The following is a 22,808-nucleotide window of genomic DNA, read 5'->3' on the forward strand; positions in this document are numbered from 1 at the left end:
CCCGCGGAGCGGGTATCAATGCGCTGCGCGCATTGCAAGAATTCGCTGCGCGAATTCCCTCCGCTCCGCGGAGGGCTAGATAAGATTTTCGCTGCGCTCCAATCCTAAAAGGGAGTCAAATTCCCGCTTCGCGAGAATTGACGGGGCGTCCGCTGCGCTCCCGCCCACCGGCTCCGCCGGGCAGTAAGGGTCAGCGTGGCACTGGGCGGGTCAAGGAAGCCCGTTTCCCTCGACAAAACCTTGGGCGGATCCGGATCCCAGGCCCTTTCCCTGAGGCCGGTGCCCGACGGGTCGGAGCAGACCAGCTTATTCCCGCTCCGACTGACCGCTCTTCAAGATTGAAGCGGAGTTTTCCGCTTGCGGGAAACTGACTGGACGTCCGCTGCGCTCCACACCCGAACCCTTCCCTCTTGTTGGCGCGCTACCTCCTTTTCCGAACCTGAGCCCTTCTTCGCGGGATCGGCTGGCTAGGGCAGGGGGAAGTTTCCTTCGCTGAGCACTTTCGGGAAATCCGGATTCTAGCCCCCCTGCCTCTGCACGCAGTTAAAATGCGCGAATCTGAGGGAGAGTTGACAAATCCAGGATCGGTCGTCCCGGGAGATGTACGTCGGGTTATGCAGCTTCCTATCTGCCCGAATCGGACATACCGGTGACTTTCTACTGAGGCAATTGCGTTGTGCATCTTGGGTTGAGATTTCGTAGAGCCAAGCTGTGCCTTTCAAAGGCCGCGCCGTGCCGCAAATCTCATTGTCACCTCTGACGCGTCGTAGTCCGTTCAACGGTGGTGCTCTGACCTCGGGGCTCACCTTGACTGTCTTCGAATGTATTCACCGGAAAGAGCTGAACAGATCAGCTAATGTCGCGCCGTTCGGAACGTGATGGCAGCTCGGCGAGTGTCAGTAGTTGTGGGCACGCAATGCCTTTCTTCGGATGTCGATGACTTCCGTCAAGATGTCACGCATGATTTCCTCGTGGTCAGTTCTGTGAACCAAGGTGACTGCGCTCCGTCCGATGAACCCCTTCGTGAGCTTCCGGTTGACGGACCGAAGTGTCCTGTGTGCCTCTCTGAGCGCTTCCAGCTGCACAACAGATGCCCCTTCTGAAACGTTGCAGTCCTCCTCATGAGGGGGAGCTGCTGCTTCGAGGTGCAGATTGATCCTTGAGAAGTCGATGGGCCAGTGGCCTCGCATTCGGGGTTGTGAGTCCTGCTGATGGTTTTCCTTTTCGCGGGTGGGCGAAGCGCTTGGGTCAGGTTGACCTGGGCGGGAATCGTTTCGCGTCGGGTTCTCGCGGGGCGAGGCCGGCTTCTCGGGGCAGGGGTGACGGCTCGCGCTCCTTGCAGCCACTACAACTTCTGCCTGCCGGCGCCCTTCCCCAGTCAAAGTGCAGAAGATGCGCGGTGGGCGACCCGGGTGTGGGGCTTGCTCCTCTCGAAGCGCGACCCACGTCAATGCAACAAGCCTGGCCAGGATCTGCGAGATCGTGCTCTTGCCCAGGCCAGCCTGGGCGCTCATCCTCGCCGCCCACGGCGGATCATCCGCTGACGCCTCCAGGAGTCGGCTCAGCACCTCGACTGTCGGAAGTGTCATGCGGATAGCGGGAGCTGTCACATGCCTACCCCACCACACAGGAGAGCTTGGGTCAAGAATGAACTATGGTCAGGCGATTGCGTGTCATCTGGTTGGCGGTTCTACCCTTGTGTGACAGCTGTCGAGCACTCTGGGTTTCGAACGAAGCCTTGCAAGCCCGGTCAACGGATCTCATGTCGTTGTCTCTGAGCCGCGGAGGCGCACAGATACCGGTCGAGCAGTCGTTCGAGCCGTCCATCTCGCCGGGCTGTTGGGGGCGGCCGACGTCCTCGGCCAGCAGGCCGCGGGTGTCGGGGCTCCTTGCTTCCGGCTCCTCTCGCAGCGGGGGTGTATCGCCGTGGCCGGCGATGCATGTGCCGGAGCGGCGGTAGTCGCCACGATGCGATGTGGCTCTAGGGGTTCATGCTTACTTGACGGTCGGCCAATCCCGTAACCCCGTCGGCTGATACATCGTTCTTCGCAGAGAGGCCGCCTGGGACGGCCCCGCTCTCGTCAGGAAGGGATCAGCCGCGCCGCCTGCCTCCACCGCGGCCACGGCATGCCCGGCCTGACAGGTCATGCAAAGGCGGGTACGGGGTTCTCTTCGGTCCAGTCGCTGTCAAACAAGGCGGCGACGAGGCGTGCATGTTCGGCGTCCAGCTGGCCGGTGCGCATCTTGGTGCGGGTCTTGGCGAACCAGGCACCGATCTTGACGGCGTCGCCGTCGACGGTGACCGTTTCGCGGGCAGCAGGTGCGCGGCGTTCGCGGTGGAGGAAGAGTTCGAGGATCTGGACGGTCTGGGCGAAGGTCCGCCGGGTTGTGGGGCGGGGGGTGAGATCGCTGGTGGCGGGGGTGATTCCGAGGGCCGCCAGGAGGCGGTGCTGGCCCGGCTCGAGGTTCTTCCAGCTGGTGAGCTGACGGGCTGCCCAGCTGCCGAGGTTGGTTGTGCCGGCGTGAGTGTCGGGGGTGAGGGGCTGGCCGGTCTGGAGGTGGCGGCGCACCTGGTGGTATTTGCGGTGCCAGTCCGGGCCGTACGGGAGCTGCCAGTCGGGGTCGACGGCCGCCAGGTCGGCGGTGCGGTCGGGGTCGAGGCGGTGGTGGGTGGCGTGGGAGCGTTGTTCGGCGAGCCAGGCGCCGATCGGGGTGGTGGCGGGGGCGGCGAGGTGTCCGTGCGCCTGGTGGTAGTCGGCGGCAGCGGTGAGGCGGGCGCGCCAGGCGGCCTGGTGTTTGTCCCAGATCATGCCGAGCGCGTCGAGCTCGGCAATCCACTCGGGTTCGAGGCGGCCGGCGGTCGCGGCGTCGCGCATTGAGGTGATGAAGCGGCCGAGTTCGAAGCCTGCCGGGTCGGTGTGGCGGGCGGGCACGTCGAGGTGGCCGTAGGCGTCATGGAAGGCTTGGGCGGAGGCGAGGCCTTCGCGGCGGGTGCGAGTGAGGGCGCCGCGGGGGTTGAACGCGATGAGGTCCATGGCTCGGGCGATGCGTTCGGGGTGGATCGTGTAGTCGAAGTGCCAGCGGTGCTGGATGAGACGGCTGGTCTCGGTGGTGAGGCGGTTGGTCTTGTCGGGGAGGCGTTCGAGGATGCGGTGGTCGTGGCTGGCCAGGGCGGTTGTGATGGCCCAGACCGGTTCGTATGGGGTGCCGAGGATGTTCTCGGGGTCGTCGCTGGGCGGGATGTAGACGGGGACGATGAGGCTGGCGGTCTTGCCGGAGACGTCCAGGCGCAGGGCGCGGCCGAGGCCTTGGACGCAGCGGGTGATGCTGCTGGTGGGGTCGGCGAAGACGACGGCGTCGACGCTGGGGATGTCGATGCCTTCGGCGATCACTTTGGCGTTGGTGAGGATCGCGCGGGGTGAGGCGGCAAAGCGGGTGAAGATGTCGGCGCGCTGGTCGGCGGTGTGGTCGCCGTGGACGTGGAAGACGTCGGGGTCGAGGCCCGGGAAGCAGTCGGGGTCTGCTGTGCGGAGGCGGCGCAGGGTGTGGGGCAGTTCGCGGGTAAAGCGCACGGAGTCCTCGACCAGGTGGAAGAAGACCAGGACCCGGCGCATGGAGTGCTTGGCCATGGCATTCAGGACGGCGAGGTGGAGTGCGGTGGTGCGTAGCGCCCCCTCGGGTTGCGGGTCCGAACCCGTGGTTGTGCCGGCGGCGGGGAGGTTGAGGCGAGCGCGGAGCTCGGTGTCGGTGACGGTGGGGACCACGATGCGGTAGTCCGCGGCAACGCTGTCGGCGATGGCCTGCGCGAGGGGGTACTCGAAGACCTTTTTCCCGTAGACGGTCTCGTTGTCCATGCTGTTCGCCGCCACGTCCGCCGCCGGTTCGGTTACGGGGCGCGGCCGGCGGCGGGCGGTGTTCGCCGAGTCAGTGAGGTCGGGTGCGGCAAAGCTACGCGGGGTGGCCGTCATGTAGAGACGGCGCTCGGCATGGATTCGGGCCGCGTCGTTGACCATCGCCCACTTCTTGTCCGCCCGGCCGGCGATGCGGTGCGCCTCGTCCATGATCGCGAGATCGAAAGTGGGCACGGTGTAGCGGGTGTGCTGCGTCGCCTCGATCTTGTCGAGCGAGTCATAGGTCGAGATAACCGTCAGGGCGGGAAGGCAGTCGTCCCCCTCCCCCACCACCGACATCAACGCCGCAAGGGCCTGCGGGCTACTGGTGGAACCGACCCGGCGGGCAGCAAGCGCATCGTGCGCGCCGGTGTCCATCGAGGACACGATCACCATGTGCTCCAGATGACCATCACGGCGCCACGCCAGCGCCGTCTGAGCCGCCAGGTCCAACGTGGGCACAACGACCAGAACCAGACGCGCCGCGAGCTCGTCCGCGACCCGGATCGACACCAGAGTCTTACCCGTCCCCGTCGCCGCCACATACAAAGCCCGGGTACGCGGGCGCCGCAAATGCCTGACCGCAGCAACAAGACCCCGCTCCTGATCCGGACGCAGCACAGGACGGCCAGCAGGGCGAGGGACAGCGGACGCGATCGAAGTGACCATGACCCACATCCTCCCGCATTGACCGGGAGTTCAGGGGCGCACAGGAGTGCGCTCGGTTCGTACGGTTACTGGTGCGCTGGGTGTGTGTCTTGGCCGTTCACGCGGCGCTAGTGACGAGACCGGCCAGCGCGTCGGCGGACTCGGCAGTGAGCCGGTAGAAGCCCTGGAGGCTGACCGAACGCTCCAGCCGGCCGTCCACCACGTACTTCAGGTTGCGGGTCTTCCCCCGGGCGCTGCGCCAGGTGAGCGCTGGCAGCAGCTCGCCGGGTATCGGCATGTCGAAGCGGACGGGTGTCGCGTCCACATGAACCGGCCTGGCGCCGCAGCCCCCGGCACCGAGCATCCACCAGTCGTCGTGCCCCGGGAACGGCGGATCCTGCCACGTCGCCTGAGCGGCGCCGCAGCATTCGCCGTGCTCCCGGTCCACTATCCGCATACGAGACACCACGAACACCTCGCACCGGTTGACGTGCAGCGCGTACACCTCGTCGCCGGCGCGAGCACCTGACCAGGCGGGCAGGGACTGGTGGATCCCGGAATAGGCGACCGACGGCCGCTCCCCCTCCCGGCCCGCCTTGCGCAGGGCTCGGCACGTGTCGTGGGTCCACAGGACGGTGAAGGCATCAGGCATGCGGTGATCGTAAGGACAGACACTGACAGTGCTTGTGGATGGAGTTTCTACCTCAAGTCCCGGTTCGAAGTCTGCACCGCCCTGCAGGTCACCACCGTGTGGGTCCGGTCGTCGGGGCAGGTCGGCACCAGCTCCTACACCGTCTACATCCGCGGCACGGTCCCCAAGGAGTCCGACCACACGATGTTCTTCGACTACCACCTCACCGACTTCGTCTCCGTCGGCACCACCGGGATGCGCATCGGCCTGAAGGACGTCGTGCCCCAGAACTGGCCCGCCGCCGCAAGGCTCACGGGCTAGCAAGATCGACCTCGAACCACACTGCCTTCCCGCCGTATGTTGGCACTGCCCCCCACCGTGATGACAGGGCTTCAACCACTGCTAGGCCGCGACCGCTCTCGTCCGTGTCCCGCGCCCACCGTCGCCGGGGCAACTGCGGAGAGTCGTCGCCGACCTCGCAGCGCAGCACGTCAGTCTTGAGGAGCCGCAGGGTCACCGGCCGCTCTGCGTACCGTACGGCGTTCGTGACGACCTCGCTGATCAACAGCTCGACAGAGTCGGAGATCTCCTCCAATTCCCAGCGGACCAGCGCCCGCCGGGCGAGCCGCCGGGCCCTTTCTGGTGCTGCGTCCTCCGGCTCCAGAAACCAGTACGCCACATTGTTGGGCGCGATCCCGTCGAAACGGGCGGCGAGCAGCGCGATGTCGTCGTCGCGGTCGCCGGGGCCGAGCATGTCGAGGACATGGTCGCAGAGCGCCTCCAGGGGCGGTGGCTGGTCCCGTCCTGTTAGCTGGGCAGTGGTGGCCAGACGCTCCCGTAGCTGCTCGATCCCTGTCCACACGTCCCGCAGCCGGGACTCGACCAGACCGTCCGTGTACAGCAGCAACGTGGAGCTGGGTGGCGCGTCCAACTCAACCGCCTCGAATTCGACCCCGCCCACGCCGATCGGCGTCCCGGACGGGACCCGCAGGACTTCCGCCCGGCCGCCGAGGTGGAGCAGTATCGGCGGCGGATGGCCCGCGTTGGCGATCGTGATCCGGTGCGAGACAGGGTCGTACACCACGTACGTGCAGGTTGCTAGCCGGTCATGGCCCAGTGCCTGTGCCTGCTGGTCGAGACGCCTCAAGACTTCGTCTGCCGGCAGGTCGAGGCCGGCCAGGGTCTGCGCGGCCATCCGCAGCTGACCCATGATCGCAGCGGAGGCCATGGAGTGGCCCATGACGTCGCCGACGACCAGTGCCACTCGGTGACCGGGGAGCGGGATCGCGTCGTACCAGTCACCGCCGACCCGGGCCGTTTCGGCGGCTGGCAGATATCGAGAGACGAGCCGTGCGCCGGTCAGTTGCGGCAGCGAGGCTGGCAGCATCCTGCGCTGCAGCTCGTCGGCGATGGAGGCCTCGCGCCCGTACAGCACGGCCTTGTCGATACCGAGCGCGGTTTGGGTGGCGAGCTGATTCGCGCCGAGCAGGTCGTTCGGCCCGAAGCCCGAGCGCTCGGGGCGGCGCAGGAAGACAGCGGTACCGATCACCCGGCGCCGCCCTCTCAGCGGCGCCAGGATCGCCCGGCGAGGACTTGGCAGGACATACTCAGGCCCGAGAAGCTCCAGCAGCGCGGCCCGGGCGGCCGCGGAGTCGCCGAAGACCGGCCGGACACCGCGCAACACTTCGGCGAGCGCCCCTCCGGAACGCACGGCACAGAGTTCGGCCGCGAGGGGGTCCGAATCCGGGACGAGCGTGCGCTCCTCGCCCTCCACCTCATCTAACCGCAGCCGGTCGGCGCGCCGCAGCCTCAGCACGAACGGCGCTACCGGCCGCTCGTCGCCCACCGGGAGCGGGTCGCGGAGGTAGACCAGGATCGCGTCGGAGAAGGTCGGCACGGACGCTCGGCAGAGACCGAGCACGATCTCGTCGAGATCTATGCCGCGCGAGATCCGCCGGGTCGCCGCCCCGACAAACCGCATGAAGTCGCTGGCTCCCCGAACCACGAGTTCCGCTCCGGCGCCTGGTGTAGCCGCGCTGGTAGGAGGGTTATTAGGGGTTGTCTCGAACAACCCCGGGGCGTCGTCTCGTGTCGTCGGCTCGTCTCGTACGACTTGGCCGGGGACGACTCCGCCTTGGTGTTCGGCATTCTCGCCATCCCACCATCCGACGTCCTCGGCGGCTTCCCGAACGGCCTCGTGCTCTCGGTCGAGAACGTCGCGTGCCTTCTGCAGGGCAGCGTCAACCTGGTCAAGAGCGTCGTCGTCCGTAGTGGTTCCGGCCGGTCCGGGGACTGCCACCTCCGCTCCGCTGGGCACATGGAAGCCGGGTTCCGTACCGGGCCTGAGGCCGCGGAGCTCCTCCTCTAGTTGGCTGATCTGGCGGGCTGCAAGATCCGCGACCTGCTGTGCCCTGTCTCGTTCTTCCTCAGCTCGTGCAAGTTGGAGGCGGAGGTCCTCGGCCTGCTTTTGAGCCCGCCCGAGGCGATTCTCGGTCCTCAGCGTGTCGAGGGGTCGGGAACCACCAGCGGCACGGATGGCATCGAGCTGCCGTGTCAGCTGGGCTACCTGAGCCTGCGTCTGGCCGAGCAGCGCGAACAGGACCGTGGCCACCTGCAAGGCCTGTAGCCGGGCTTGTTCGCTTACCTCGTACGCCTGGCGCACACGGTTGAGCTCTTCCAACGCGCGGATCGTGTGCTGCTGCGCCTCGACAAGGTCGTATGCCGGATCAGTACGAGCCGTGGTAGGTGAGGTGCTCGCTGCGGTCCACAACGGCCGAACCTTCTCGAGCCGGTGAGCTGCCTCCTGCCCCGTCTCAGCCGGGAAGCAGATGTCCGCGACGGCCTCAGCGACTTCCCAAGTCAAGCCCACGCCGTTGAGCTGCTCACGTAATCGCCAGATCGGCGGGATGGAGTTGCCGTCGAAGTGTTCCGGGGTCAGGAGACGGTGCAGCTTCGCAACGGACACATTGGACGTGTCGAGCCAGCCGCGAAGGATGTGAACGAGTTCGTTGATCTCCTGGCACGCCCCACGAGCCTCCGCCCACGGCCGCCCGGGCCGCTTTGCTGTCCCCACGTCGTCCCCTCCGGATCGGGTTGTTCATCAAACAACCCCACGTTGTCCCGCAAACAACATCCAACCGGTTCATCCGCGCAGGTGGGGGGTGGATCGTCAATTCAGTGCGGTGCGACGGTGTGCCGCAACCCGCGAAGTGAATCTGGAGGGGAGTCGTGGACGTCACCCACACCCTGGTGGTGCTGTTGTCGATCGGCCTGGCGGTGGTCTTCTCGTTCTTGGTGGCCGGCATCGCGTTCGCTGTCGCCCGCTGGGGTGGGAGCCCGGTGCCCGAGTCTGTTTCTACGTCGGGTAAGGCGTTCGCGATGGCTCTGATGGTGATCAGCGCCGTACTTGCGGTGGTAATCGCGGTGTTCAAGTAGGGCCGCCACCGCGAGCAACTCCGGCCCTCTCTCCGTCTCTTCCAGGCCGAGCGTGAGTCGTCACGTGAGGCTGGCGGAGGCGTTGTCGTCCCAACACGCTCAGGTGATTCAGGCGTCGGCCCTAAACCGCCTGCCCCGGTACGGCGTTCACTTGACAAGAGGGCCTACGTCTTCCACGGCACCGTCACCGCCGCTGCGGTCCGGCTTTGGCTCCGTTCCTGATGGATCACCCCTGGAAGACCTGCCAGGTTGTTCCGGAAGCCTCATCGCGGGTCGCGAGGTGGCCCAGCGGCAGGGCCGGAAGGCTGGCCAACGACGGATCGCGCTCCAGTAGGTGAGTTGCGTGAAGCAGTCGCGGGCGTCCGAACCAGCGTGGTTCGGCACCCGAAAATGCCTGCCAGTCTCCGTCCTCATCGAGGTGCACACGCATGACCGGCTGCCCACGGAAGACGCGTTTGGACACGAAGACGTGATCATCAGGGGAGAGACCCTGCACCGGGCCACAGCTTTCGTGCGCGCTGCTGTCCATCTTCCCTCCCTGGTCGAAGGGCCCCATCTCAGCACACCCCTCGGACACGGTTGCATCGAGGCTGCTCAAGAGGCGGCTCCGCTAGATCCGCCGGACAGAACCTAACCCGGGGCTCGTTCTCGCCATCGGGATCGGTCAGCCCCGAGGTAATCCATTCACGCAACGTGGCCGCACCACAGAACCTGAGCCAGACCCCCCTTTTCGCGAACAAAGCCAGCCCTTCTCCGCCCGGATGCCGTCCCAGCTCCGGCAGCCCGTCGCGGCCTTCTTGGCTGCTGTCGTGGCGCGGCTCCGGGCACGCAGTTGGGGCAGCCCAGTCGGTCCTCTGAGCATGTCGTGAGGGCCGCTTTCCACCCCGCCGTTCCTCGCAGCCGCAGCCAGGCTGCATGGCGTTGCTGGGTTTCGGGTGCCCGCGTACGCGATGGTGAGGACGGTGAGCGTCGAGGTGGCGTGGCCGCAGAGGATGACAGCGGTGACGTGGCCGCGGGCGACGGTGCGGATGATGCCGCAGTCTTCGCCGCGCGAGCTCCAAGTGCGCGAGCGGGTCTTCCTGGGAGGCAGTGCCCGCAGCAGGGCCTGGCGCCAGAACTGGATTCTGCTGCGGGCGCGGGGTTTTCAGCAGCCGTAGGTGGTGCCGTTGGCGGCGGTATTCCAGTTGCAGGTGCTGATGCTGCCGGTAGCGGTGTTGTCGTCGCGGCTGCCGGGCTTCTTCAGCCGCAGGTCCGGATTCTTCACGGTGCTGGTGTTCGGCAGGATGTGACGGGCGTAGCCGCGGTAGCTGTGGTGGATACCGCTGCTGTCACGGTAGTTGCGGCCGCTGCCGGTGTGCACGTACGCCTTGGCCCCGGCCGGCAGGTAGTACGTGGGCAGGGCGCGGCCGTAGGTGTTGGTGGTGATGTCGGGGATGTAGCCGCCGGTGTTGACCGTGCGGCTGGTGACGTTCTTGATGACGAAGTACTCGCCATTGAGGTTGAGCTGGGTGGTGCCGCTGGTGTCGGCTCCGGCAGCGTTCGGCCGCACATGCGTGATCATCAGGGCGCCGGTGGTGGAAGCCGCCTGGCTCGGCGTCGCCAGGGCGACCACACTGAGTGCGGCGGAAGCGAGCGCAGCAATACGTACGTTACGGCTCATCAACGACCTATCTGGCGATCATCGCAGCCAAGGAGCGCCGAATATGTGGAAACTGTGAAGTTCGGCCAGGCGCTGGCCGAACTTCATACGCGCAGGGCCCGGCTTAGAGAGCCGGCGCGTCCGGTAGGCCAGGACGACGGATGTCCGCGTACACCCGCGCCCGCACGCCCTCTTCGCCCGGCACGCGCCACACCGACGTGACGCCGGAGGTGGCCCACCGCTGCTGGAGCCCATCCATCACAGCGCGAGCTGTCTCCTCGTCAGCGGCGTGACCTCCAGGACGACCAGGCCCGGTTCGGCGATGCGCTCGTCATCGATCTGCACGCTCTCCACAACGGCAGCGCCGGGCTCGTCGAGGAGGTCGGCCTGGGCGGCATGGATGCGGTCGGGGACCTGCGGTCCCGTACCGAGGGCGCGGCGTGTCACGCGGTCATCGTACGGCTGGGCGGTGACGCGGCCCGTCACCGCTGACGACTTCCGAACAAGATCACGAAATGCAACCGCCGCATGACGCTCTGTCAGTGAGGCGCTCTACATTGGTCCGTTGCGCCAGATGCGCGCGACCGACCAAGGGGAGGGGGCTTCGGCCTTGCCGTTTATCGAGAGGTACATCAAGCGGGACGGGACAGTGGTGCGGGGGCACTGGAGGGCGCCGGCCGGGACGAGTAAGCAGGTTGGGCTGGCGGGCGTCATCGTGGCGGCCGTGTTCATCTTCGGAAGCTCGGGCACACCAGCCAGCGGCACCGGAGCGGGTGCGGACCGGTTACCGGCCCCGCGGTCCTCGTCGTCGGTGACGTATCCGATCAAGTGGCCCAGCTGGAACAAGCCCGCGCCCCGCCCGGCCCCGACGGTGTCGTACCCGATCCGCTGGCCCGGATGGAAAGAGACCGCTCCGCGTCCGGTGCCCACCGTGTCGTACCCGATCAAGTGGGACCGCAGCGCGAGCGCCCGGTGAGCCGGCGCCCGCCCGCGCGCCGGCGCCCGGCCCGTCGGCGGTCACGGAAGACATCCGGCGGCGAGCAGCTCGTCCTCGTGGGCGGCGGCCTGGTCATCGCCTGGGCGCTGCTCATGGGCCTGCTCAGCTTCCTGGCCTCCCACCTATGGGTGCTCGTCGTCCTGGTGCTGCTCGTCGGCGGGGCGGTGACGGCCTGGCTGGTCACCCGGCAAAGGGCCGCGCAGTGGGAGCGGGTCAAGTCCCAGGGACTGCGTTACGCGCTGACGCAGCTGGACGCCCTGCATCACCGGCAGTTCGAGCACGCGGTGCGGGACCTGATGCGGCGCGACGGATGCGCGGACGCGGTCCGAGTCGGTGGTGCCGGGGACAACGGCGCGGACGTGAAGGCGACCGACCCGTACGGGCGGCGCTGGGTGATCCAGTGCAAGCACCGGCAGGCCGGACTGGCCGGGTCCCCGGTCGGCACCCCTGACCTGCACGTCCTCAACGGCACCGGCCGGCCGGTGCACAAGGGCGACGTGGTCGTGCTCGTCACCAACGGGCGGTTCTCGAAGCCAGCCGTGGAGTTCGCCCGCTCCCAGCGTCTGCACCTGGTCGACCGCGCCGTGCTGGGCGAGTGGGCAAGCGGCTCGCGCCCGCTTTGGGAACTGCTGCGAGAGGTGCCTCCTCCTCGCCGGCCCACGTCGTTGTCCTGACGTCGATCTTGACCAGCATGAAGCCCCGGAGTGATGGCTCCGGGGCTTCGTGGTGTCGGGCAGGGGTACGGTGCCGCCAATGTGACGTGGTGCGGTAGCGCCTGACGCGGTTTGGGTCGGCGACCAGCGCAATTCTGGGAGCGGGACGTTTCTCCGGTGAACCGGATCGCCCGCCTGGACGAGTCTTGCGGTGATCGCCAGACAGGGCGCCACCCGGGCCGCTATCCATGCGTTCGTGATCAAGAACATTGCCCGCGGCCTCACCGCGCTCACCCTCGCCCTGACCCCGCTCGCCGTCCCGGCATCCGCGCACGCTGTTGCTGCTCCGGGTGCCGCCCAGACCCTGCCCCTGACATACGCGATCGACCAGATCCCCGTCGCTGACGAGTCCCGCGACGGCTACGCGCGCACGAAGTTCAAGCACTGGAACGCTGGTCTCGACCCGGCCGACGGCTGTCACACCCGCAACGAGGTGCTTTTGGCCGAGGCGACAGAGGCGCCTGCGGTCGGGGCCGGATGCAAGGTCGGTGAGGGTGAGTGGCTGTCGTACTACGACGAGCAGGAAGTCACCGACCCCAGCAAGCTCGACATCGACCACATGGTCCCGCTCGCCGAGGCCTGGGACTCGGGCGCCAGCGCCTGGACGCCCGCGCGGAGGGAGGCCTACGCCAACGACCAGGAAGCCTCCACCAGCCTCGTCGCCGTGACGGCCCGGTCGAACAGGGCGAAGGCTGATCGGGACCCGGCCGAGTGGATGCCCCCGGCGCCGAGCGCGACCTGCCGCTATCTCGGCGAGTGGGTCGCCACCAAGCTGCGCTGGGGCCTGTCCGCCGACCAGGCCGAGATCGACGCCATCAACGTCTACGTTGGCGGACCCTGCAACGAGCAGGTCGTTCACTACACGGTCGCCCCGTAGGCAGGCCACGGCCTGAGCGCCGTCAGCACCTCGTAGATGCCGCCCGAGTCGCCCACGGGCCCGGGCGACGGCAGACCGGTGGACGACGCCCCGCGCGGCGAGATCGCGGGGAGGATCAGGTTCGGCGTCAACTCCTAGGCTGGGCTTGAGCACGGTCCCCTCACCGGATATGACGTTCTCGCCCGGCCAGCCCTGGACGATGGGAGGGGTGAGGTAGCGGCAACGGACGACTCTGGGGCGAACGCCCTCCGTCTCGCTGCCCTCCGGGAGTCGGGAGAGCAGAGCAGCTCCGCCATATACCCGGCCCCGGATCACCCGCGCAGCCTGATCAACGCCCTGCCGCCAGGCCGCTCGGGACACCGCGACGTACAGTCTGAAACATGGCATCCGACAGGACGGAAGCCCGAAGGATCGGCCGCCCGCAACCCGCCCCCGAGCGCGGGCGGCCGGCCCTCACCCGCGCCCGTGAAAGGCCAAGCTGCTTCAGAGCTGTCCTCGGCGATCGGCTCCCAGACGCCCCGGTGCAAAGCTCCGCGAGCCGCTTCACCCCGACGCTGCGGCTCTCGCCCAAGGTGAGGAAGCGGCCCCGCCTCCTGCTCGAGGACGGCCCCGTCGAGCTCGGCGTTCACGCCGAGGACCTTTTGCGACGCTGGATGCGGCAGCGCGCCGGCATCACCGCGGGGCTGCAGGGCAGCGAATGGCCACCTGCGGATCCCGGTCAAGTAAGGCCGCCCCCGCGGCGGCGTCGAACCGCCGCCCCCCGGCACCAAGCCGGCCGCCGTCCGCCGACTGCCTGCTGGCGCTCGCGGACAAGGGCTACACCGGTGCGGGCATCGGCATCTTGATCCCGGTCCTACGGCTGGCTCTGTACGCGAGATCGGGGTTCTGGCACAGATCTTGGGGAGCCGTCGCGGAGCGTTACCTCGACGTTCGATTGCGAGGGGCTGGCTCGTACGACACGGCGTACGCCTTGGCGTCTGACAGCCGGAAGTGACGCTCCCTCAGGTTATTCCGTTTGCTGCTCTGGCCGGCTGTGGACGGTGATGGTGCTGGCCATGCAGACCGATGCACCGTTCTGGGACTCGCTGGTGTTCGACGGGATCGACTAGGTGGAGGTCGAGGCTGTTTCGGCCGCTTTCGGCACGGTCGAGGTGGTGGCGAGAGGCCGCGGCGGCCGCGGCAGCGTGTCCGGACTGCGGCCGCTTCTCGGACCGAGTCCACGACCGATACCAGCGCAGGCTGAAGGACCTTCCACTCGCTGAGCAGGGCTTTGTAATCCGGCTGACAGTCCGGCGCTTCATCTGCGGGTCGGCGGACTGCCCGCGCCGGACGTTCGCCGAGCCGTTCTCCCGGTTGGCCGCCCGTACGCACGGTTCACCACGCGGCTCAACCACGCTCTGGAGCGGATGGGTCTCGCCCTCGCCGGGCGGGCCGGCGCTCGGCTGGCTGCCCAGTTGGGCTTCGGCGCGGGAAGAATGACCCTGTTACGCAGGGTCATGGCCTTGCCCGATCCACGGTTCAGCACGCCGCGGGTCCTGGGCGTGGACGACTTCGCGATCCGTCGCGGCCAGACCTACTCCACCGTCTTGACCAGCGTCGAAGACCATCGCGTGGTCGATGTGCTCCCGACTCGTGATGCCGGGCCGCTGGCCGCCTGGCTGATCAGCCATCCCGGCGTGGAGATCATCTGCCGGGACCGGGCGGGCGCCTATGCCGAGGGCGCCCGGCGCGGTGCCCCCGATGCGCTGCAGATCGCCGACCGGTTCCATCTGTGGCAGGGCCTCGGCCGGGCGGTGGAGACCTGCGTCGCCGCCCACCGCGACTGCCTGCGCAACCCGATGCCCAGCGGAATGTTGCCGGAGGTCACCCGACTGGCTTCCGGTCGGCCGCAGGGCGACTCGGCACCGCTCGGCCGGCGGGCCGAACGGAAGAAGGCTGCACACGCCCTGGTCCATGAGTTGCTCGCCCAGGGACACTCACGCCGGGCGATCGCCCGGCACCTGGGCTGGGGCCTCAACACCGTGCTCCGGTACGCGAACGCCGCACGCTGGCAGGACACCATCCGCGAAAACCGGCCCCGACCCAGCAGACTGGACCCCTACAAGCCCTATCTGGAACGGCGATTCGCTGAGGGATGCACCAGCGTCACCCGACTGTACGGCGAGCTGATTACCGAGCAAGCTCACATCGCCACCTTGCGCGCGGCTCCCGCCGCCGCACCGCCACGGCCGCCGACGGTACGGCAGGTGACCGGCTGGCTCACCCGCCACCCCACGACCTTGGCCGAGGACGACCGGGCCGGCCTGAAGGAGGTCCTGGCCCGCTGCCCTGAACTGGACACGGCCGCCGGACACGTCCGCAGTTTCGGAGAAATCCTCACCGACCGCCTCGGCGGCACGCTCCCTGCCTGGATCGACGCAGTCGACGCTAGCCAGCTACCCCGGCCTCACCGGCTTCGCACTCCACCTACTCCGAGACCTCGACGCCGTGACAGCCGGCCTCACTCTCGACTGGAGCTCCGGAAGCATCGAAGGCGCCGTCAACCGCATCAAAAAGATCAAACGGCAGCTCTACGGCCGAGCCGGATTCGAACTCCTACGCAAGATGATCCTGCTCCAGTGACACTCCGAGACGCCCCGAGATCTGCACAGAACCGAGAAGCGGGAACATTTGCCGCGGTGGGTGTGTGGACAGGGGAATCACCCACGTGCCCAGCCGTGGCAAGATGGCCTCATGTTGATCCGAAAGGGCGATGCCGCGTAGGCGCCCCAAGGCCGTCCGCGCAGAGCGGTGGCGGCCACGATGGCAGTATCCGGTCCTGAGGGTCCACGGTGTCTCCGGGCGGACTCGTGCAGCGATCCGCCGGGTCGAAGACCAAGAGATGTGGCCCAACGCGGTCGCCAACGCACTCTCGTGTTTCGAGTGGGCCTTCAAGCAGCCTGGACGCTACCTGGACGCCTCCGCGTTTGATTCGCCCGGGGTGGGAGATGCCCGTGATGACCTGGAGCAGGCAATGCTGCACCTTCCTCCCGGAGCCAAACGGGACTTGGGTCTACTGATCACGCGCATCGATGAGGAATTCGAGCGCCGCACTTTGCCGGAGCCCAACTACAACGAGTGGCCAACGACGCGCTGGTGGTGGACCAGAGTGCGCGAACGCTGACGGGTTCCGAGATCGCTGCCCCTCCCTGCAATCGAACGAACCTGTCACCCTCCGCGACTGCTCCCCAAGATCTGTGCCAGAACCCGCTACTGCTCGATAAAGCCACCTGGTCGCTCGCCATCGCGAGCACATCCGCCATGGTCGGAGGCATCACGCCGACCACGCCGCCGTCACAGCCCGGCCCGACGCCACCGGACCGGCGCAGGACCGGGCCGTGGTGAGGGGGCTCATGGGTGCCGCGGTGGGCGATGACGATGAGCGCGGCGGCCTACGCGATGCGCCGTACCCTCACGACCAGCACACCGCCCAAGGTGGTGCGGGACTTCGACGACCGCCTGCAGGGCGTATACCTGTAGGAGGAGCAGCATGCGGGTGGGGATTACGGGGCATCGGGGACTCAGCCCCGAGGTCGAGCAGCAGGTGCGGGCGATGCTGGTCGAGGCTGTCGGCCAGGGCCAGGCGTGCGAGCTGGTCGCTGTCTCGTGCATCGCCGACGGCCCCGACGCCTGGTTCGCCGAGACCGTGCTGCAGCACGGCGGAAGCCTGGAGGTTGTCATCCCCGCCCTGGAGTACCGCGAGAACCCGCCGGAATGGCACCGCCCCGCGTACGACCAGCTGATGTCCCGCGCGGCCGATATCCACGAGACCGGCATGACCGAGTCGACCTCCGAAGCACACCGGGCCGGTTCCGAGATTCTCGTCGGGCTGGTCGACGAGCTGATCGCTGTCTGGGACGGGAAGCCGGCGTGGGCGTACGGCGGCACGGCGGACGTCGTGGCTTACGCGGAGAGGACCGGGGTCCCGTAGCATCCTGTGGCCCGAGGGCGCCAGCCGATGACGGCGTCTGTCGACTGTGCGGTCGCGCGTCTGTCACTGCGGCCCTCGCTCGCGCCGTCTGTCCGGTCACGGCTGGGAGGGTCAGCGTCCTGCCCATCACGCGCTGGGCCGCCCGGGCTGCGGTCTGTCTGATGCGCGCTGACCGGGCACCTGAAAGGTAGGGGTGGCCAACCGGTTGGCGCTGGGGCCGGACACGTCCGGCCCCAGCTGGATTCACTTCCGACCTGCCTTCCGACGTTCACGCCAGAGGGCCCCGAGATGCAGTGCACCGCGCAAGCCGTGCAGAAGGTAGCGAGCTACCCGACACCACATCTCGATGTCATCGACCGAGAAGAACTCCACTTCACTGTCACCCTTCACATCCGGTGCTCTCCGTGACCGGAAGGCGCCAGATGCTCGACCGCAGGTGCGGCCCCGCCCGAGGGGAGGGCGGAGAGCGCGGCTTGACTACCCCTCAGCGGTAGGGACGCACGGCCGATCTGCGAAGTTCCCCAGATCGCAGCGTGACCCGACGGCTCACCCTCCCGAGTGGTGGAAACCAGAGGGCGCGACCGTTCAGCGTTTGATGCGGCCCCGGATCGCGAGGATCGCAAGAGCGAGAAGAGCAGGCTCGAGCAGGCGGGAGTCATCCCGATAGAGGTGCCAGCCATGGGGACGGTGGCGCCTAGGAATCCGCCACGCCACACGTTCTCAGCCAGATCCGTCCCGACGCGTTGTGGCCATCGGGCGCGCGGTGGACGATCACGCGATGGCGATGTTGGAGACGATCCTCGCGACAGTCAGCGGCCTCGGCGGAGCCGGACTCGGAGCCGCCGGCGCGATTCTGGTCCAGCGGGCGAAGCGCCGCGACGACGCCGAAGCCGCACAGGCTGCCGCCGCGCGCGCCGAGCGAGACCTCACGCTCGAGATCGTGGCGACAGCACGCGCTGCCGCCAGAGGCTGGCTCACCATCACAAGACGGGTGATTGCCGACCTGAGCGCAGCCAGGACCGTCAACTTCGACATGTACGAGGAACAGGAGACGCAGCGGTACACGGAGCTCACGTCGGCCCTGTACCGCCTGGCAGGCCAGCCAGAGGAGTTCCAACCCACCCGCGGCGACTCACCACCTCTGGCCAGCCAGGTCGAGGAGGCCTCACAGCTCGTCCGTGACCTTGTGCACCGCGCAATACAGACTCCGACCGCGACCGACGAGGTCGCCGAAGTTCATTCCGCTGTCGACGCCGCTTTCGCCAACGTCAACGACTATCTGGTCAAGAGCACTGAGCTCGCCACTGATCGCGACGTCTCACCTGAATTCCGGGCCAAGATGGCCAGTCCAGACCGGCCAAACCGATCAGACCCTTACCCCATAGGCCTTGGGTGGAGAGTGTCCTGTCTCACCGCGGCCCTGCTCATCCTCGGGCTCAGCGCCGCCGGCGCGTACTACATCGTCTCCACACTGCTGATGTAGACCACCTTCCGCGCTGGAGTCCGCAGGCGCTGGGCAGACGGGACCAGAGGCGCGGGTCGCAAGCGAGGGGCAGGGGCCCAGGCCGAAACGGGCACTGAGGCAGGGGGTAGGCGGAACCTGTCACGGGCTGTATTAGGATCCGCCCATTCCGGGTGTCCGAGAGGGCCCGAACGTCCAATGCGCGGCAAGCCGCGCCTTCGTCAAGGCAGCTCAGCATGCACACCCACACCCGCGGCGGTCCACTCGCTGCCCTCGTCGCCTCCGCGCTCGCCCTAGCCACGGCGTGCACGGCCGGGCCGTCCGGCGAAGAGACCAAGAACACCGCGCCGTCGACGCAGCAGTCCGCGGCCTCTTCACTCCCGACCCCTCCTCCAGCCGTCGCAACGGCACCCATGCCCGCAGGGCAGCGTCAGGCCGCCATGCTGAGCCAAGCCGACCTGCCAGCCGAGTGGCACAAGCGCGCCCCCGGCGCAGGCCGCAGCGCCTTGCCTGTCAGCGACCCGGTGTGCCAGCCCTTGGTGAGCCTGCTAGAGGACATGCTCTGGGGGCCGGAGGCGAGTGTCGGCGCATGGTTCCAGCACGGGCGGGGAGAGGCTCGCATCAGCACACGGGTCACGGCCTACACGGGCACCGGAGCAAGGGACCACGTCATCCGGATCACCGGCGCGGTCGATGGATGCCCTGCCTTCACCACGTCGCTGAGGGGAACCAAAGTGAACGTGAGTACCTCGCGTTTGCCCACACCGGCGTTCGGGGCCGGTTCCGAAACATTCCGCCTGTCAGCGGGGCGCCAAGGCGGACCCCTGTTCCTCCAGGCGGACGTGATCGCTCTGCACCGCGGAGCCGCGGTGCTGAGCTTTCAGTACACCCCCAGCGACCCTTCCGGCCACGAACGCTTCGAACCGCTCGCCAAGTTGGCCGCGAACAAGTTCATCCAGGCCACCCACAGCTGAGCCCCGATTCGTACCCCTACCATCGGGTCGTCACGCCCCAGCCGCGGGCCCGAGGCAGCCACCTCGATTTTGCATGCCCAGCGACCGGGCGTAGGCGATTTCGGCTCGGGTGCTGTGTCCGATGTGGTCGCCGACGATAGCGCCTAAGTTCGCGATTTCTGAGGCGCTGCACCCCGAACTTGGCCCTACCGGCCGGGACCCTCGGTCGTCCACGGCTCGGTTCCGACTGATTCGGTGTTGAAGGGCAGGACGTTTTCGGTGCCCGGTGAGCCGATCCGTTGTCAGCCGACTTCAGGTACCGCGCCCGGCGGAGCGGGTTCCTCCGCGGTGACACGCCGGATGTGGCCTACCCACGAGTCCGGTGTCAGGGAGGACCACTCAACGTCGATCTCAGCGCCGTGGAATATGCGGGTGAGGTCCGCAAGCTGTGTGAAGATCGCTGTCTGTACCTTCTCAAGGGCCGTGTCTGCGGGCATCGGGACCTTGCCGCATCCGCCACCCGAGTCGTCGGCAATGAACGTGTAAGGCCACACGTCTTGCCCAGTCAGCAGGATGATCTTCTTCGGTATGGCGAAGGGGGGCCGCTTCTTCTTCGTCTTGGGTCGTCTCGCCACGGTGCCATCCAACCTGACGGACCGCGGGGTCAGGCACCCGCCATACACACCTGAGCCACCACCAGGCCGGACCAGAGCCGCCTGACGCCCCCACACAGGCGAAGCTTTCACGTCGACTGGTGGCGGTCTTGTCGTGCCGGCGCATCTCGCACTCGCCGTAGTAGAAGTCGGCTGCCTCTGGCTCGTTCTTCCCGTCCTGGTAAAGCGCGGCGACGTCCTCGGGATCGGGGGTGAGCTCAGGATTAGGGTGATGTGGTCCAGGACGCCACCACTGTGGTGATGGCACCGTCTTCGACCAGCCCCTGGTCCGAAGGGCCGAAGGCCACGACGCCGAGCCGAGCGCCTGCGTCCTGGACGCCCAAGCACAAGGGACCTCAACCAACGTGCCCGCGGCCGGCCAGGGCATCGACGCGGGCAAGAAGATTGCAGGCCGCAAAACGGCACATCGGCGTCGAGACGCTCGGCCTTCTCCTGGCCGTGCTGGTCACCGCCGCCAGCGCTCCGACAACGCTGGCGGCATCCATCTTTCGAACACGGCGCCCGCCTGGGCATGGATGTCGAAGTCATTCGCCGAAACCCGGCAGAGAAAGACTGCAAGGTGATCCCGCGGCGCTGGGTCGTCGAGCGGACCTTCGGCTGGCTGATGCATGACCGACGCTTTGCCCCCGCCTACGAAACCCACCCGCACCGCTCAGAAGCCATGATCAAGCTGGCAATGATCGACTTGATAAGCCGCCGACTCAGCCGCGAGTCCACCCCGAACTGGCGCGACACCTGACCGCCCACCGACGGTCAGACCTCGTAGGGCCAGACCATGACGTTGCCCGGTGCCACGCGGACCTCGATCCACGACCCATCGACACCGTCCGGCAGAGGCGAGTCGGCAAGATCGAACAGGATCACCGAGCCGCCCACGTCCAGGGCCGCCCCACCGTCCTCGTCGAGACTCAGCCGTCCACGAAGGACGATGTAGTCACCGTCTTCCCGCAGTTCAGGCGTCTCATCAGTACCTGGCCAGGAGTTCTCCGCCCAGACGATGTCCTCATCCACCGTCCACTCGACATAGTGGTCTCGCCCCACCGTCTGAGGCGCCCCCTGCCAGAGCACGACAGCAGTGCCCACTGCCGAGTGCACTCGCACAAACAGGGGCCCCGACCGGGCCGCCTGCACTGCCTCTGTCTTGGCCAACACCCACCCATCATCATCGATTGGCTTACCAAACACCCTCGCCAGGACATCACGCTCTTTAGCTGGTCTGGTCAGTGGAGCGGTGGATGGCGCTGTCCGTGCCGTAGAAGCGGCCCTGGTCGCACAGGGCGTCGATCTCGGCGTTGTCTTCCTCGCTCAGTTGTGCATCCAGCGCGACGCTGATGACACGCCGGGCGCGCGCCAATCGTCGAGCGACATCCCAGTCGGCGATGAACTTGCCGACGGCGTACTCGTCGGCGGTTCCGGATGCCTGGCGGGATCCGAGTCGGTCCAGGGAAACGACGAACTCGTTCAGGTCCTGCAGTACTGCAACGACCTCGCTGAGGGGCATGCGGATCTCTCGGGAGGACATGTCCATCAGACGATTCAATCCCAGAGCTGGTCTCGGGGCCCAGATTCTTGCTGATCGGGCCTGGTCTGGGAACCGGCGCGGCCACCGGTGATCATCCGTGTGTGAAGACAGAAGACCAGGCGCGGCCGCAGGCCACAGCATGGATCCTGCCCGCTGGCAGGAAGCGTTCGAGGTCCAGATGCCCCTCGTGGGTGCGCTGAAGCTCTCCCTCACGAGGCCGCGGTTAGTCTGCTCTTCGCTGCCCTGGCGGCTCACGGAGCTGCTGGAGCTCTCGGGCGGCAGCCCGCAGTAGCCAGGACGGCCTAAGAACTCCTGGCTGCGTAGGTGAGAGTCGAGAACGTTTGTCGTCGTGTACGGAGAACAGTCGCTGGGTCGAGAGCGGCGGGATGTTGTCGAGTTTCGGGAGCACCGGTGCGACACAGAGGTGGTGACAGGCGCCGATCATGTACGGGCCGTCATGCACCTGCTGGGCAGGTTGTCGTACCGGGGTTCTAGAGTCCGGCATATGTCCCGCCACACACCCGGCCGTCCGGTCGACGTGGAGAGCCTCTTTCCCGAGTTGCTCCCCTTCCGCCGCGAGTCCGTACGCCTGCACCCACGTCCCGGTTCTCCGACCTACAAGGACAGTTCCGTCGGAGGTCCTTTGCTCTGGCCTGCCGCGGAGCCATGGCCGGTGTGCCGGGAAGAGCACTACGACATGGACTCCGGGGGTGGTCCGGAACCCGCCGTACCCCTGGTTCCCATCGTGCAGGTCCATCGTGTCGACGCGCCCGGTGTGCCCTTTCCCAGGGGGACGGACCTGCTCCAGGTCTTGTGGTGCCCTTACGCCCACGGAGAGTTCTGCTACCCCTTGCCTCAGGTCCACTGGCGGGACTCCGGCGTCATCGGCGACGTGCTGCCGACTCCGGCGCCGGGGGCCGGGCTTCCTGAGGACTGGTACCCGGCTGCCTGTGTGGTTCACCCCGAGCAGGTGACCGAGTACCCGAGCGGGGACCTTCCTGAGGACGTCTACGACACGCTGAGAGCCCGCTTCGACACATTGCTCGCAGAAACGGGCCTGAGGTACTCCTACCACCTCGCGGCGGCCCCGGGGATCAAGCTGGGCGGCTACCCGGGCTGGACGCAGGAACCGTACTGGCCCGACTGCGAAGGGTGTGGCAGGCGGATGGAGCACCTCTTGACCGTGGCCAGCTGGGAATTCGACGGCGAGTCCTGGCGCACGTGGCTTCCTGAAGAGGACCGAGCCGACGAGAACGATTCGGATGGCCTGCCTTGGAATGCCGATGCCGACAACCCCGCCGGCCTGTGCCTCGGCGACGCCGGAGGCGTCTACATCTTCGAGTGCCGCACGTGCCCTGAGCGCCCCATCGGACACTGGTTCGACTGCTCGTGACCAC

20 protein-coding genes and 2 pseudogenes are annotated in these 22,808 nt (G+C 67.4%); 12 read left to right on the forward strand and 10 right to left on the reverse strand.

The window, feature by feature from the left end:
* Window positions 1–2,144: 2,144 nt before the first annotated feature.
* Window positions 2,145–4,559 carry a Helicase associated domain protein gene (locus ACFY8W_RS36195; RefSeq protein ID WP_391115008.1) on the reverse strand — a complete coding sequence of 805 codons (2,415 nt, stop codon included), beginning with the start codon at window positions 4,557–4,559 and terminating at the stop codon, window positions 2,145–2,147.
* Window positions 4,560–4,656: 97 nt separating this feature from the next.
* Window positions 4,657–5,190, reverse strand: coding sequence for a hypothetical protein (locus ACFY8W_RS36200; RefSeq protein WP_391115010.1), 534 nt, complete (start codon window positions 5,188–5,190; stop codon window positions 4,657–4,659).
* 96 nt (window positions 5,191–5,286) lie between these two features.
* Here ACFY8W_RS36200 and ACFY8W_RS36205 point away from each other — a divergent pair, with 96 nt between their 5' ends.
* On the forward strand, window positions 5,287–5,490 hold the full coding sequence (locus tag ACFY8W_RS36205; RefSeq protein ID WP_391115013.1) for a hypothetical protein: 204 nt from the start codon (window positions 5,287–5,289) through the stop codon (window positions 5,488–5,490).
* On the opposite strand, the gene ACFY8W_RS36210 is transcribed toward ACFY8W_RS36205, so the two are convergent.
* Window positions 5,480–7,669 carry a SpoIIE family protein phosphatase gene (locus tag ACFY8W_RS36210; protein WP_391115176.1) on the reverse strand — a complete coding sequence of 730 codons (2,190 nt, stop codon included), beginning with the start codon at window positions 7,667–7,669 and terminating at the stop codon, window positions 5,480–5,482. The two genes, ACFY8W_RS36205 and ACFY8W_RS36210, sit on opposite strands and share 11 nt — an antisense overlap.
* A 728-nt stretch (window positions 7,670–8,397) precedes the next feature.
* On the opposite strand from ACFY8W_RS36210, the gene ACFY8W_RS36215 reads away from it, so the two are divergent.
* Window positions 8,398–8,604, forward strand: a complete 207-nt coding sequence (locus tag ACFY8W_RS36215; RefSeq protein WP_391115016.1) for a hypothetical protein — start codon at window positions 8,398–8,400, stop codon at window positions 8,602–8,604.
* A gap of 226 nt (window positions 8,605–8,830) precedes the next feature.
* Here ACFY8W_RS36215 and ACFY8W_RS36220 read toward each other — a convergent pair whose 3' ends face one another.
* The 4 genes from ACFY8W_RS36220 to ACFY8W_RS36235 form a co-directional block, all read right to left on the reverse strand.
* Complete coding sequence (locus tag ACFY8W_RS36220; protein ID WP_391115018.1) at window positions 8,831–9,133, reverse strand: hypothetical protein; 303 nt, start codon at window positions 9,131–9,133, stop codon at window positions 8,831–8,833.
* 615 nt (window positions 9,134–9,748) lie between these two features.
* Window positions 9,749–10,264, reverse strand: a complete 516-nt coding sequence (locus ACFY8W_RS36225; protein ID WP_391115021.1) for a hypothetical protein — start codon at window positions 10,262–10,264, stop codon at window positions 9,749–9,751.
* Between the two features lie 103 nt (window positions 10,265–10,367).
* A complete protein-coding gene (locus tag ACFY8W_RS36230) occupies window positions 10,368–10,502 on the reverse strand; it encodes a DUF6207 family protein (protein WP_391115179.1) in 135 nt (44 codons plus the stop codon).
* Window positions 10,502–10,690: a hypothetical protein gene (locus tag ACFY8W_RS36235; protein ID WP_391115023.1), complete on the reverse strand. Its 189-nt coding sequence runs from the start codon at window positions 10,688–10,690 to the stop codon at window positions 10,502–10,504. Before ACFY8W_RS36235 ends, ACFY8W_RS36230 begins: the two co-directional genes overlap by 1 nt.
* 501 nt (window positions 10,691–11,191) lie before the next feature.
* On the opposite strand from ACFY8W_RS36235, the gene ACFY8W_RS36240 reads away from it, so the two are divergent.
* The 8 genes and pseudogenes from ACFY8W_RS36240 (at window position 11,192) to ACFY8W_RS36275 (ending at window position 19,236) form a co-directional block, all read left to right on the forward strand.
* Window positions 11,192–11,914 (forward strand): restriction endonuclease, encoded by a 723-nt coding sequence (locus tag ACFY8W_RS36240; protein ID WP_391115025.1) that lies wholly within the window; start codon window positions 11,192–11,194, stop codon window positions 11,912–11,914.
* Between the two features lie 235 nt (window positions 11,915–12,149).
* Window positions 12,150–12,830, forward strand: coding sequence for a DUF1524 domain-containing protein (locus ACFY8W_RS36245; protein WP_391115028.1), 681 nt, complete (start codon window positions 12,150–12,152; stop codon window positions 12,828–12,830).
* A 1,065-nt stretch (window positions 12,831–13,895) separates the two neighbouring features.
* Complete coding sequence (locus ACFY8W_RS36250) at window positions 13,896–14,309, forward strand: transposase family protein (protein ID WP_391115031.1); 414 nt, start codon at window positions 13,896–13,898, stop codon at window positions 14,307–14,309.
* Complete coding sequence (locus ACFY8W_RS36255; RefSeq protein WP_391115033.1) at window positions 14,237–15,652, forward strand: transposase; 1,416 nt, start codon at window positions 14,237–14,239, stop codon at window positions 15,650–15,652. The genes ACFY8W_RS36250 and ACFY8W_RS36255 overlap by 73 nt, the downstream gene beginning before the upstream one ends.
* Window positions 15,653–15,711: 59 nt before the next feature.
* Window positions 15,712–15,993, forward strand: coding sequence for a hypothetical protein (locus ACFY8W_RS36260; protein ID WP_391115034.1), 282 nt, complete (start codon window positions 15,712–15,714; stop codon window positions 15,991–15,993).
* A 366-nt stretch (window positions 15,994–16,359) separates the two neighbouring features.
* Window positions 16,360–16,831 (forward strand): annotated as a pseudogene (locus tag ACFY8W_RS36265) (hypothetical protein).
* Between the two features lie 747 nt (window positions 16,832–17,578).
* Window positions 17,579–18,283, forward strand: a complete 705-nt coding sequence (locus tag ACFY8W_RS36270; protein WP_391115037.1) for a hypothetical protein — start codon at window positions 17,579–17,581, stop codon at window positions 18,281–18,283.
* 215 nt (window positions 18,284–18,498) lie between these two features.
* Window positions 18,499–19,236 (forward strand): hypothetical protein, encoded by a 738-nt coding sequence (locus tag ACFY8W_RS36275; protein WP_391115040.1) that lies wholly within the window; start codon window positions 18,499–18,501, stop codon window positions 19,234–19,236.
* 281 nt (window positions 19,237–19,517) lie between these two features.
* On the opposite strand, the gene ACFY8W_RS36280 is transcribed toward ACFY8W_RS36275, so the two are convergent.
* The gene (locus tag ACFY8W_RS36280) at window positions 19,518–19,850 is read right to left on the reverse strand and encodes a hypothetical protein (protein ID WP_391115043.1); all 333 of its coding nucleotides are present in this window, start codon (window positions 19,848–19,850) and stop codon (window positions 19,518–19,520) included.
* Between the two features lie 302 nt (window positions 19,851–20,152).
* Between ACFY8W_RS36280 and ACFY8W_RS36285 the strand changes: the two are divergent.
* Window positions 20,153–20,628: pseudogene (locus ACFY8W_RS36285) on the forward strand (IS5/IS1182 family transposase); the annotation flags it as partial.
* A gap of 14 nt (window positions 20,629–20,642) precedes the next feature.
* Here the strand turns inward: ACFY8W_RS36285 and ACFY8W_RS36290 are convergent.
* Both ACFY8W_RS36290 and ACFY8W_RS36295 read right to left on the reverse strand, forming a co-directional pair.
* The gene (locus ACFY8W_RS36290; RefSeq protein WP_391115046.1) at window positions 20,643–20,900 is read right to left on the reverse strand and encodes a hypothetical protein; all 258 of its coding nucleotides are present in this window, start codon (window positions 20,898–20,900) and stop codon (window positions 20,643–20,645) included.
* Window positions 20,901–21,096: 196 nt separating this feature from the next.
* Window positions 21,097–21,417, reverse strand: a complete 321-nt coding sequence (locus tag ACFY8W_RS36295; RefSeq protein ID WP_391115049.1) for a hypothetical protein — start codon at window positions 21,415–21,417, stop codon at window positions 21,097–21,099.
* Between the two features lie 499 nt (window positions 21,418–21,916).
* Here ACFY8W_RS36295 and ACFY8W_RS36300 point away from each other — a divergent pair, with 499 nt between their 5' ends.
* A complete protein-coding gene (locus ACFY8W_RS36300) occupies window positions 21,917–22,804 on the forward strand; it encodes a DUF1963 domain-containing protein (protein ID WP_391115051.1) in 888 nt (295 codons plus the stop codon).
* The last annotated feature ends 4 nt before the right edge of the window (window positions 22,805–22,808 follow it).

The organism is Streptomyces sp. NPDC012637 (genome assembly GCF_042954805.1).
Classification (GTDB): domain Bacteria; phylum Actinomycetota; class Actinomycetes; order Streptomycetales; family Streptomycetaceae; genus Streptomyces.

Coding starts and splice junctions, on each gene's coding strand:
- ACFY8W_RS36195 (WP_391115008.1), bottom strand. CDS start 4,559: ATGGTCACTTCGATCGCGTCCGCTGTCCCTCGCCCTGCTGGCCGTCCT.
- ACFY8W_RS36200 (WP_391115010.1), bottom strand. CDS start 5,190: ATGCCTGATGCCTTCACCGTCCTGTGGACCCACGACACGTGCCGAGCC.
- ACFY8W_RS36220 (WP_391115018.1), bottom strand. CDS start 9,133: ATGGACAGCAGCGCGCACGAAAGCTGTGGCCCGGTGCAGGGTCTCTCC.
- ACFY8W_RS36225 (WP_391115021.1), bottom strand. CDS start 10,264: ATGAGCCGTAACGTACGTATTGCTGCGCTCGCTTCCGCCGCACTCAGT.
- ACFY8W_RS36230 (WP_391115179.1), bottom strand. CDS start 10,502: ATGGATGGGCTCCAGCAGCGGTGGGCCACCTCCGGCGTCACGTCGGTG.
- ACFY8W_RS36250 (WP_391115031.1), top strand. CDS start 13,896: ATGCACCGTTCTGGGACTCGCTGGTGTTCGACGGGATCGACTAGGTGG.
- ACFY8W_RS36255 (WP_391115033.1), top strand. CDS start 14,237: ATGGGTCTCGCCCTCGCCGGGCGGGCCGGCGCTCGGCTGGCTGCCCAG.
- ACFY8W_RS36260 (WP_391115034.1), top strand. CDS start 15,712: ATGTGGCCCAACGCGGTCGCCAACGCACTCTCGTGTTTCGAGTGGGCC.
- ACFY8W_RS36270 (WP_391115037.1), top strand. CDS start 17,579: ATGGCGATGTTGGAGACGATCCTCGCGACAGTCAGCGGCCTCGGCGGA.
- ACFY8W_RS36275 (WP_391115040.1), top strand. CDS start 18,499: ATGCACACCCACACCCGCGGCGGTCCACTCGCTGCCCTCGTCGCCTCC.
- ACFY8W_RS36295 (WP_391115049.1), bottom strand. CDS start 21,417: ATGGACATGTCCTCCCGAGAGATCCGCATGCCCCTCAGCGAGGTCGTT.
- ACFY8W_RS36300 (WP_391115051.1), top strand. CDS start 21,917: ATGTCCCGCCACACACCCGGCCGTCCGGTCGACGTGGAGAGCCTCTTT.